Source organism: Sutterella seckii (genome assembly GCF_009183815.1).
GTDB classification, from domain to species: Bacteria; Pseudomonadota; Gammaproteobacteria; order Burkholderiales; family Burkholderiaceae_F; genus Sutterella; species Sutterella seckii.
The window spans coordinates 1-10,441 of record NZ_WEHX01000085.1; the positions used below are offsets into that span (position 1 = coordinate 1).

The window sequence follows — 10,441 nt, forward strand, 5'->3', positions numbered from 1 at the left end:
TGAATCCGCCGAAGGCGGAGAGGGCAAAGCCCTCACTGAGCTCAGACTACAACCTACTTTTTAAGAACAAAATCGGCGAAAGCTCACTTGACATTCACCAGATGCTGAGCTCCTTGCTCAGCAGGCGCGCTACGACGTTGTCTTTGAACTCCTGCGAATATCGCATGTTTTGCCACTCCATGAAAGGTTGAAGGGGTGGCGAAAGTTAGTATGACATCTAATGTAAGCACCAGAAGACAATTGAAAGTTTTCGTGCAGCATTCAATAGCTTCATCGCATCCGCTTTCTCGCCCTTAGGGTTTAAATTTGATCCGACGAATACTTCCGTCCGTTTCATCGACCAATGGAAGTCTTGGCTGAGCACACTCGATCCCAATTCAATCGTTGTGTTGATTGACGATTACGATATTCCTCTCACCATTCACTTTGATGATCCAAAGCTCTTCGATCAGGTAAACCGTGTCTTGAGTGAGTTCTATGCAGCGATCAAGGAATACGAAGGCTGTCTTCGATTCCTCTTCGTGACGGGTGAGATGAGAATCGGATTCGATGGTATCTTTGGCGGTTTCAATATTCTCGAAGACATTACATTCGACCCCGACTATGGAACACTGCTCGGGTTTACTGAAGCTGAGATTGAAAGCAACTTCAGCGACTATCTGAAGAATGCTGAAGCAGTACTCAATCTGAGCAGAGAAGAGCTTCTCGACGAAATGCGCAGGCACTACGGCTGCTTCTCCTTCGACTCCGAAGCCGAAACGCAAGTCTTCTGCCCTGGTTCTGTCCTTCAATTTCTCAGGAACCCGGAAAAAGGCTTCCAAAACTATTGGTCCAGGAATGAAGGAGACCGTTCAGCCCTCTTGGAATTCATTAAACGCCAGGCGCTCAGCTCGCCAGATGTATTCAAAAAGCCTGCAAGCATCACGATGGATGAGCTCGAAGGCTTCGGCTCCGGCCAGAATATCTCCCTCAAGGCGCTTCTCGTGCAGACAGGCTGCCTCACCATCAAGTCGAAGCTCAACATGGCCGAGGTCGAACTGGGATGTCCCAACAAAGAGGTCGAGCATTTTCTTGAGCAACTCTGCTCCGAGGAGAAACTAAAGCGCGGATCGCCAATGCACCAATAACGCGGGATAAAACTGCACCATCTCGTGCGTAGCGTTCAATGCATGGCATCTGCAATCCTTCTCGCCGTAGATGCTCCTTTGATGGCCCGGGTCATCCTATTCGTGAAGACAACCCGCTTGAAGGCTGGCAAAAGCCCTTCCAATGGACAAAGCGACGCTCCCTGCCGCAATGAAAGACGCCGCTCGCTGGCTCACACGCGAGTCCCCGCATCCCGCAAACGCTGCCGCTTCCCCGGGAGCCCCGCCATCCAGGGAAACGCCTTCTCATGCGCCGACCTGAACGCATCAATCGCCGCCTTGTCGGCAAGCGTTGCATCCACCATGTCGAGCCCGTCAAGAAGCATCTGCTTGTGGCGCGGTGCGATGTCGAAGCGCCATGGATTATGCGCGTCCGCGGCTTCAATCGTCTGAGCCGAAAGGTTGATCGTAAGCTCCACCGGCTCCGTTTCCGACAGAACGGAAAGAATCTCCGCTCCGTCCTCAGGCGTTACCCGGGCAGCGAGGAGGCCGTTGTTGAAGCAGTTCGAATAGAAGATTTCGCCGAAGGAGGGCGCAACGACGACGCGAATGCCGTACTGCATCAATCCCCAGACGGCGTGCTCGCGGCTCGAACCGCAGCCGAAATTGGGGCCCGAAACGATGATCTTCGTCTTTTCAAATCCCGGGCGATTGAGAACGCAGTCGCTCCGTGGCGTTCCGTCCGCATTCATGCGGAAGTTCCAGAGAAGTCCCTGAGCGAGCCCCGATTTGTCGATACCGTGCAGGAACTGCTTCGGCATCAGCTGGTCGGTGTCGAGATTGTCGATGTCGATGGGCGCGGCAACCGCAGTGAGGGTTGAGAACTTTTCCATTTTTTCTTGCCTCCGGACAATCCTTAAAGCCTTCCAAGCGTGTTGGGGTTCGTGAGGACGCCCATGACGGCGGATGCCGCCGCCGTTTCCGGACTCACGAGATGCGTTCTTGCGCCTCGCCCCTGCCGGCCCTCGAAGTTGCGGTTCGTGGTGGAGGCGCACCGGACGCCGTCGCCCAGGATGTCGCCGTTCATCGCGAGGCAGAGGGTGCAGCCGCTCTTACGCCATTCGAACCCGGCGTCCTTGAAGAGCTGGTCGAGCCCCTCGGCTTCTGCTTCACGCCTCACCCGCATGGAGCCCGGCATCACCTGAGCGCGAACTCCTGCGTGCACTTTCCGGCCTTTCAGAATTGCCGCAGCCGCCCGAAGGTCTGAGAGGCGAGCATTCGTGCAGGAACCGATAAAGACATGCTGAATCGGGACGCCCGCCATTGTGCGGCCTGGCTCAAGTCCCTGATATTCGAGCCCGCGCTTTCCGGCTTCCCGTTGGATCGGATCCTGGAAGTCTTCCGGGTCGGGAATAGGTTCATCAAGCGCCGTCGCCTGATCCGGCGACGTGCCCCAGGTGGTCATCGGGCGGACATTTGAAGCGTCGATCACGACGGTTTCATCCCAGTGAGCATCGGGGTCGCTTTGAAGCGTCCTGGCGTAGTCGGCCATGGCTTCAAAGTCTTCTTCCGAGAGTCCTGAAGCATGCGTCTTCACCCAGTCAAGCGCCTTGTCGTCGGGCGCAATGAGGGCCCCTCTGGCGCCGGCTTCAACCGTGAGGTTGCAGAGCGTGAAGCGCCCCTCCATCGGGAGGGCAGTTACGGCTTCGCCGGTGTATTCGACGACTTTGCCGAGAGCGCCGCGGGCGGAAATCGTGCGGAGCACCGTGAGCGCAAGGTCCTTCGGGGTTGCTGTCGACGGCAATTCCCCTCTGATCTCAATCTTCATGCTGCCCGCAAGCCGGTAGACGAGGGTCTGAGTTGCGAGAATGTGCTCGATCTCGGACGTGCCGATCCCGAATCCGAGCGCCCCAAGCGCGCCGTGCGTCGTCGTATGGCTGTCGCCGCAGATTACGTCCATTCCGGGGCGCACCAGCCCCTGTTCGTCCATGAGAACGTGCTCGACGCCCTGGTCCGGGTCATTGGGCCCATAGAAGGCGTCGATTCCGAAATGACGGCAGTTGGCTTCGAGCGTTTCCGCCTGAACGAGGCTCGCGTGGTCGTGAATGACGCGGGGAGTGACGTCCTCGCTCGGAATGATGTGGTCGACGACGCAGAGGTGCGCATCGGGGACCGCCACCGGAATCCCGCGGTCCCTCACGCCCGCAAAGGCCTGGGGCGACGTGTATTCATTTGCAAAGTGCGCGTCGCAGTAGAGAAGCACGGTTCCCGCATCGATTTTCTTCACCGTATGGGCGTCGACGATCTTCTGGTAGAGCGTGCGGGGACGCACTGAAGCGCGAGGAGTTGAGCATTCTTTTGAAAGAGCCGTCATGTTGCGGGGTTCTCCTTTTCTGATTTTCGTCCCGTTTCACGAGGTAAGGGGCAGGGAGTCGGCCGGGGTCAGCAGGACTTCGGGAAAAGCCCTCAACGCACCCCGGCATCCCCGGTCAACCGCTTCGCGCGGGCGGTGGGGATAGGCGGCGATGCCGCCTCATCCCCGAAACGCGCGCCGGGCGTTTTCCTCAAAACGGGAGAGAGGTTTTTCCCTTTACCTTACGCCTCCTTCCGGATCCGCGTACGGATGCTTCGCAAAGTAATAGTTGAGAAGCACTGGAACGAGGAAGATCGTGCCTATGGTCGAGGCGACGGTGCCGAAGATGAAGGTAATTGCCAAGCCTCCGAAGACGGATCCGGAATGAGGATGACGCTCCCAAGAAGAATCGCGAGTGTCGTCAAAAGAATCGGTCTCAGCCTCACCGCGCCCGCGTCGATGAGCGCGTCCTTGAGCGGGAGTCCCGCCTTCAGATAGTCGATCACGAAGTCGATGATGAGGAGCGAACTCCTCACGACGACGCCCGAGATCGCCGTCACGCCGACAAGGGACGAAGCTGAAAACTGCACGTTCATGAGCCAGTGTCCGGGGAAGATCCCGATGAAGCAGAGGGGAACCGCGGAGAGCGCAATCATCGCGAGTCCGAAGGAGCGGTAGTAGGCAACGAGGATCAGGAAGATGGCGCCCACGGAAAGGAGGAGCGACTTCGCAAGATCCCGGTAGCTGTCGAGCATCATCCGCATTTCGCCCTGCCAGAGAAGAACGGCTCTCGTGCTCGTGAGGTCGGGGCGTTCGTCAGACCACGTGAGGTTCCCGGTTGCAAGCGTGCCGCCGCCGGGAAGAGCGAGGCCGCTCAACCTCCGGTCAAGGTCGAGCACGGCGTAGGTAGGCGTCGTGGAGGCGAGCTCGCCCCCGACGGCTGCCGTCATGACGCCGTCCTTCTTGTCGATCTCCCTTGGCTCCGTTCTCGGGACGGAGGTCACAATTTCCGAGAGCGGCACGCGCACGCCCGCAAACCTCGGTACCGTGACGCCGGATAGAAATGCGGGATCAAACGCTTCGCCCCTGGCGATTTCTACACGGATGGGTTGGGCGAGGCGCTCGCCCGGTGCATGAGCGTAGCCGATCACGGAGCCGTCGGTGAGGGCCTTCAGTTCATGAGCGGCCAAAGCCGGGAGGACCCCGGCGCGGATCGCCTTTTCCCGGTCGATCGAGAGCGCGATCTGAGGGCGGTCGGCCTTTGCGGTATTCGTCACTTCAGCCATGTCGTAGGTCGAGCGGAATTCCGCTTCAACCTTGTCGGCAAGCCAGCGGAGGAGCTCCGGGTCCTTCGCATAGAGTTCCGCATAAAGGGTCCCCTTGAGAGGCGGCCCCGGCGGGTCTTCAAGGACCTGAATGGTGCTTCCGGGCCATCTGGCTGAAACGGGTTTCAACGCCTCGCGCAATTCCGCGGCAATGACGATCGAGCTTCTCTCGCGCGTCTTCTTGTCCGTGAGATTTACGCGCACCGCACCGATGGTGCTTCCTTTCTCCGGGCTCATCCGCATCATGGAGTTGAAGTCCGGGACGTCGGCGAGCCCCGAGGAGCTCTGCCAGTTTCGGACTTCCGGGATCCGGGAGACGATCTCCGCCACGTCGCGAACGGTACGGTCGGTGACTTCAACCGGGGTTCCCGAGGGCATCTCCACCGTCACGTTGAAGGTGTTCTTGTTGTCCTTCGGCAGGAACCCCATTTCAACGCCGAACTCGGGCGAGGGACCGCCCGGCCCCGAGGGCCTCACGAGCTGCCAGAAGGGCATCGCGAAGGAGAGTGCGATCAACAGAACCAGAATGAGAACGTAGAGCGCTTCACGCTTCGGATGCCCGATCAGAGACTTTGCCGGAATGCTGTACCAGGACCCGAGTCTTCCGCCCGGAATGTCCTCACTCCCTGAAGAAGCCTCACGGTTCTTCACGGGCTTCACTTTCGGGGCCGGCATCCACCGGAGGGCCGCCCAGGGGGCGACCGTATAGGCAATGAGGAAGGAAGCGGCAAGCGCCACCGGCACGGCAAAGCCCACGGGGTAGAAGTACTGCTTCGGCATCCCGGTGAGCGCCGGGATGAGGGAGGCAAAGACGAGCATCACGGCAATCGTCGCGAGAAGCGTGGCGCTTCCGATTTCGCCGGGTGCCACGATTGAGCGCTCCATCTTGTCCGCACGATCCCGGATGGGCGAGAGCCCGTAGTGGCGCACGATGTTTTCAATGACGACGATCGAGTCGTCGACAAGGAGCCCGAGCGCAATGATGAGGGCGTAGAGCGTGAGGCGGTTGATGGTGAAGCCCGTGAGTCCGACGACGCCGAGCGTTATCGCGAGAATGAGCGGCACCGTAATCGCGACGATCCCGGCGGCTCTCCAACCAAGAAAGACGAGCGTTACGGATACCACAGCGAAGACCGCAATCCCGAGGTGCTCGATCAATGTGTTGACGGCATCGTTCGCCTTGTCGCCGTCGTTTCGCGTGACGTAGACCCCGACATCCTGCGGTATGACGGAGCCCTTCATGCGCTCGATCCGTGCAATGGCGGCCTCCGCCACCGTCACGGCGTTGGCGTTCTTGCGCTTCGCGATGGAGAGCGTCACGCTCTCCTTTTCGTCGATCCCGGTCTGAACCTCTCCGGCATTTCCCCTGCAGTCCGTTCCGGATATCCCGCAGCCGAAGCGCGTGGAATGGGTTCTCGTTTCATCCGGACCGTCGGCAATCCGGGCGACGTCCCTCAAATGAATCGGGCGGCCTTCGGGTGACATCCCGACAACGAGATTCCGAAGGTCCTCAGCGCTTTCGATAAAGTCGGATACCCGGACGGAAGCTTCCTTCCCGTCCTCCATGATGTTTCCGAGGGGGCCGGCGACGCTCGAGGCGGCAAGCGCGAGCTTCAATTGCGCAAAGGAAAGACCGAAGGCGGAGAGTTTTTCAGGCTCAATCGTGACCAGAAGCTCCCGGTCCCGTCCGCCGTAGACCGCGGTGGTCGAAATGTCCTCGAGGCCTGAAAGGTTGTCGAGCACGCTTTCGGCAATGCGCTTCAGCCCATAGTCCCCGTACTTGTCGGAAACGAGCGTCACGGCGAGGATCGGCACGTCGTCCACGTCGGCGCTTTTGATGAAGGGGCCGATGACGCCCGGAGGCAGAGCGTCTCTACCGCCCATCACGCGGTCGGCAAGCTTCACAAGCGACGCTTCCTTGTTTTCGCCCACCTTGAACTGGACAGTGACGAGGGCTCCGGAATCCCTCGCCGTCGCCCAGACGTGATCGACGCCGCTCACCTGGTTGATTATGGCTTCGAGGGGCCTCACGACCTTCGCTTCCACTTCTGCGGGCTCCGCACCCGGCATCACGGCAATGACGGCGGCGGCCGGCATCGTGATCTGCGGGTTCTCCTCGCGGGGCGTCGTGAGGATCGCCCAGATGCCGAAGAGAAGCGCCGCGATCATGACGATCACGGTGAGCTTCGAATCGATGAAGAGCGCGGCCATCCGGCCCGTGATCGTGTGTTCGCTTTTGAGATCCTCGGCGGAAACGGGGGCTTCTGCCCTGGGAGCGGTGGAATGCATTTGAGGCGCGTCGGATTTGGGTTTCATTCACTCGCTCCTTCGGGCTTCGATGCGGCGTCCTTATGGAAATCCTGAGTCTCTGAAACCTTCACGGGACTCCCGTCGCGAAGCGTTCCGGAAGGATGGTTGATGAGGGAGTCGCTCTCGCTGCCGGCATTGAGGCCGGCCAGGACTTCAACCTGACCGTTCTGACGTTTCCCAATTCTCAGCCACCTGAACTTCGCCTTTCCGTCCTCAAGAACGAATGCGCCTTCGAGTCCCCCGCGGGTTGCGAGGACGGATTCCGGAATCCATGACGAGGCGTTCGCCGCTCTGCCATCGAGCTTCACTTCCACCCGGACGTACATCCCGGGCTTGAGGCGCGCTTCGGCCTTCGTCCGATCGTCCTCGGAAAACGCAATGCGCGCAAGCGTCGTTCTTGAAATCCGGTCGGCGGACTCGGTCGTGCGCTCAATGGTTCCCGTGAATGGCGAATCGTCGCCCTCAAGCCTCACCAGGGCTGCCGTGCCCGGCTGAAGCTCCTGACGCTGGTTCTGCGGGATTGAAAATTCCACCTTGGGGTTCGCTTCCGAATCAACGACGACAATGGGGAGACCGGGGAGTGCAAGATCGCCCTCGCGCTTCAGCACCCGGGCGACCCGACCGTCGATGGGGGAGCGCACGGTCGTGTAGGCGAGCTGCGCCTTTGCGGCAGCAAGCATGGCTTCCGCCTGACGTTTGTCGCTTTGGGCGGCTTCATTTTTGAGCGTGATCTTCCGCCAGTCGTTTTCCGATACGAGCCCTTCTTTATAAAGCGCAGAGAATTTCTCATGGTCAAGCGCCGCGTCTTTGGCGGCTGCCGCAGCCGCCGACACTTTCGCGGCGGCCGTGCGGACGCCTGCTTCCACATCCCGGGAGTCGAGCTCGGCCACCACGTCGCCCGCCTTCACGAGGTCGCCTTCCTTCTTCGGAATGGCCTCGATGTAGGCCGACAAGCGGCTCGCAGCCTCCACGCGGTGGTCGGGAACGACTTCGCCGAGCGCGGTGATCGACTGCGGGACGCTCAGGGGCGCAATGATCTCCACGGCTTCGATCGGGAGCTCCGTTTGTGATTTCAGTTGAGGCGCTTCATCCTTCCCGCAGCCGGAGAGGGCAAGAGAGAAGGCGAGAGAGACGACGAGGGAGAGGCTCAAAGCGGGAATCGGGCTCAGAGAGAATGAAGCGGAGAAATGCCTGGGGCTCATCTGGATTCTCCCGGTGCGGACGTTTTGTTGGATTGGCAATTCGTTTGAATCTCCCGGGGCGGCGTGCCAGAAAAGCCTTCCGGGAAAAGGATTCTGAGGATGCTTCGCTTGATCCGCTCGGGCGTGAAGTTTCCCTTTTCAGCTCCAGGGAGCCACGCGAGGGTTTTTCTCGCTTCAAACGGCATCAGGCACATGCCGGCAACGAGAAGCGCCCAGTGCTGCCGGTCCTCCGTGATGCCGAGCTTCCCTGCGAGGTCGTAAAGGATCCGGAAGGTTTCGCGATAGGCAATGTCCGAGCACTTGCGGGAGCGTTCCTCGTCCGGATCGAGGATGGAGCGCTGAATGAGAAGCGACAGGTTCGGGTTTTCAAAGAACCGGTCGACGAGAAAGCTCACAAAGGCCTTCAGCTTTTCCCGCGGATCAGGAATGCCTGCCACGGCTTCCGTGAGCCCTGTGATGTGGATCCTCGCGAGCCTCTCGCAGACTGCAAGCCAGAGGGCGTCCTTGCCCGGAAAGTGGTAGTAGAGCGCCGCCTTGGTGATGCCGACGTCTTCGGCAATCTCGCGCATGGAGACGCTGTCAATGCCCGCTGCGGCAAAGCGGGCTTCCGCGGCGTTGAGGATGGCTTCCCGGGAGTCGCCCGGACGGGATTCTTTAAATTCGTCTGCTTCCATGACGCTTCTTTCTTTTCTTTATTCGAAGACTTTCTGCCGGTTCTATTGACTAACCGGTCGGTAAGTGAATTCTAACCAGGGTAGAAACCCGGATACCGGCAAAGCGCCAAGACTCTCTGACAGGCGTCAAAGCTCTTCTTTACGCGGAGCGGGAAAGCCCTGCCGGGAAGAACCGGCGGCCTATCATGAGCTTTCGTTTTTCCGAGGCCCTTTCTCTGAACGAGGTCATTCATGCGCTTTCGCACTGCCTGTCCTGCCGACGCTCCGAAGCTTCTTGAGATTTACCGCGAATACATCGATACGACGATTACGTTCGAGTACGCGCTTCCGTCCGTTGAGGAATTTGAGGGACGCATCCGTTCGATCAGCGAATTCTTTCCCTATCTCGTGCTTGAGGACGATGCGGGAACGATCGTGGGCTACGCCTATGCGCATCGTCACATGGAGAGGGCGGCCTACCAGTGGAATGCGGAGCTCTCGATTTACCTATCGCGCAAGCTTGCGGGAAAAGGCTGGGGACGGAAGTCTTACAGTCTCCTTCTCGAACTCCTCGCGCTTCAGGGCATGAAGGCCGCGTACGGGTGCGTCACGTCGCCCAATCCGCCGTCGGAAAAGCTCCATATGAGCCTGGGGTTTGAGCTCGTCGGCACCTATCCGCTCGCGGGCTGGAAAAACGGAGCCTGGCACTCGGTGAGCTGGTTCAGAAAGGCGATCGGGAGCTACGAAGGCGAACCCGTGCCGCCGAAAGCCTTTGACGATCTTCCCCGCGAGCAGGTCGAAGCCGTGCTCGAGCGCTGGGCCAGGGAATAAGCGGGCAGCCGGAAGCTTTCTTCAACAGAAAAGCACATTTGATGAGGATTTTTTGAAGAGTCTTCAGTGTTTCTTCACCCTTTCCCGGCTAGACTTGCCGCCATTCGACACCCGGAGCCCTGAGCCCCGGGTTTTATTTGAGAGAGAGTTCAAAAATGAAGATTTCTGTGCGCAATACCCTCGAAGGCAAGATTCTTTCCATCAAGGAAGGCCCGGTTTCGACCGAAGTCGTGATTGAAACGGCTGCAGGCGAGAAGCTCGTCTCCTCCATCACGACGACCTCCGCCAAGACGCTCGGCCTCAAGGTCGGCGGCAAGGCCTACGCCATCATCAAGGCGTCGAACGTCATGATCGGCGTTGACGACTAACGTTTTCGGGTTTTAACCCAGGACGAAAAAAATCCCCTGACAGATCTCTCCGCGAGGGGATTTTTTTGGCTCTTCGGAAATTACCGGGCAAACGATACCTATAGGGAAGTAGCTCCATCCCATAACTGAGTTTCCCGAATCGCATTCCCGACGACTACCCTGCCGTGGGATAAGCGATCCCAAGGTGAGCGTCCCTTGCTTGGGAGCATTCCTTTGATTTTAAGCGCGAAGTACTCGAAATCTCTAAAGCCGTAGGCGATTCGCTTCAACACCTTGATCTTGTTGTTGGCGCCTTCCAGGCGGTTAGTGCCTAC

General features: G+C 59.2%; 10 protein-coding genes. 4 read left to right on the forward strand and 6 right to left on the reverse strand.

Translation table 11 applies throughout. The features are described 5' to 3' along the window. Nucleotides 1-191: hypothetical protein (locus GBM95_RS12725; protein ID WP_226963261.1), on the forward strand; the 191-nt coding region annotated here is incomplete at its 5' end. 48 nt (nucleotides 192-239) lie between these two features. Next, on the forward strand, nucleotides 240-1,127 hold the full coding sequence (locus tag GBM95_RS09565; RefSeq protein WP_226963264.1) for an AAA family ATPase: 888 nt from the start codon (nucleotides 240-242) through the stop codon (nucleotides 1,125-1,127). 191 nt (nucleotides 1,128-1,318) lie between these two features. On the opposite strand, the gene leuD is transcribed toward GBM95_RS09565, so the two are convergent. The 5 genes from leuD to GBM95_RS09590 form a co-directional block, all read right to left on the reverse strand. Beyond that, entirely contained in the window at nucleotides 1,319-1,978 is a 660-nt protein-coding gene (leuD, locus tag GBM95_RS09570; RefSeq protein WP_152158895.1) for a 3-isopropylmalate dehydratase small subunit, read from the reverse strand. Between the two features lie 23 nt (nucleotides 1,979-2,001). Then, nucleotides 2,002-3,459 (reverse strand): 3-isopropylmalate dehydratase large subunit, encoded by a 1,458-nt coding sequence (gene leuC, locus GBM95_RS09575; protein ID WP_152158896.1) that lies wholly within the window; start codon nucleotides 3,457-3,459, stop codon nucleotides 2,002-2,004. A 299-nt stretch (nucleotides 3,460-3,758) separates the two neighbouring features. Further along, complete coding sequence (locus GBM95_RS09580) at nucleotides 3,759-7,079, reverse strand: efflux RND transporter permease subunit (RefSeq protein WP_226963262.1); 3,321 nt, start codon at nucleotides 7,077-7,079, stop codon at nucleotides 3,759-3,761. Then, complete coding sequence (locus GBM95_RS09585; protein WP_152158897.1) at nucleotides 7,076-8,275, reverse strand: efflux RND transporter periplasmic adaptor subunit; 1,200 nt, start codon at nucleotides 8,273-8,275, stop codon at nucleotides 7,076-7,078. The genes GBM95_RS09580 and GBM95_RS09585 overlap by 4 nt, the downstream gene beginning before the upstream one ends. After that, the gene (locus tag GBM95_RS09590; RefSeq protein WP_152158898.1) at nucleotides 8,272-8,949 is read right to left on the reverse strand and encodes a TetR/AcrR family transcriptional regulator; all 678 of its coding nucleotides are present in this window, start codon (nucleotides 8,947-8,949) and stop codon (nucleotides 8,272-8,274) included. The genes GBM95_RS09585 and GBM95_RS09590 overlap by 4 nt, the downstream gene beginning before the upstream one ends. A gap of 231 nt (nucleotides 8,950-9,180) precedes the next feature. On the opposite strand from GBM95_RS09590, the gene GBM95_RS09595 reads away from it, so the two are divergent. Continuing rightward, nucleotides 9,181-9,759 carry a GNAT family N-acetyltransferase gene (locus GBM95_RS09595; protein ID WP_152158899.1) on the forward strand — a complete coding sequence of 193 codons (579 nt, stop codon included), beginning with the start codon at nucleotides 9,181-9,183 and terminating at the stop codon, nucleotides 9,757-9,759. A gap of 155 nt (nucleotides 9,760-9,914) precedes the next feature. After that, on the forward strand, nucleotides 9,915-10,127 hold the full coding sequence (locus GBM95_RS09600) for a TOBE domain-containing protein (RefSeq protein ID WP_152158900.1): 213 nt from the start codon (nucleotides 9,915-9,917) through the stop codon (nucleotides 10,125-10,127). Nucleotides 10,128-10,225: 98 nt separating this feature from the next. Here the strand turns inward: GBM95_RS09600 and GBM95_RS12730 are convergent. Further along, nucleotides 10,226-10,441, reverse strand: a 216-nt coding sequence (locus GBM95_RS12730) for a transposase (protein ID WP_226963263.1), incomplete at its 5' end; no start/stop codon positions are given.

Bases quoted from the DNA above. Each gene is read 5' to 3' on its own strand.
- leuD (WP_152158895.1), bottom strand. From the start codon at position 1,978: ATGGAAAAGTTCTCAACCCTCACTGCGGTTGCCGCGCCCATCGACATC.
- GBM95_RS09585 (WP_152158897.1), bottom strand. From the start codon at position 8,275: ATGAGCCCCAGGCATTTCTCCGCTTCATTCTCTCTGAGCCCGATTCCC.
- GBM95_RS09600 (WP_152158900.1), top strand. From the start codon at position 9,915: ATGAAGATTTCTGTGCGCAATACCCTCGAAGGCAAGATTCTTTCCATC.
- GBM95_RS09595 (WP_152158899.1), top strand. From the start codon at position 9,181: ATGCGCTTTCGCACTGCCTGTCCTGCCGACGCTCCGAAGCTTCTTGAG.
- leuC (WP_152158896.1), bottom strand. From the start codon at position 3,459: ATGACGGCTCTTTCAAAAGAATGCTCAACTCCTCGCGCTTCAGTGCGT.
- GBM95_RS09580 (WP_226963262.1), bottom strand. From the start codon at position 7,079: ATGAAACCCAAATCCGACGCGCCTCAAATGCATTCCACCGCTCCCAGG.
- GBM95_RS09590 (WP_152158898.1), bottom strand. From the start codon at position 8,949: ATGGAAGCAGACGAATTTAAAGAATCCCGTCCGGGCGACTCCCGGGAA.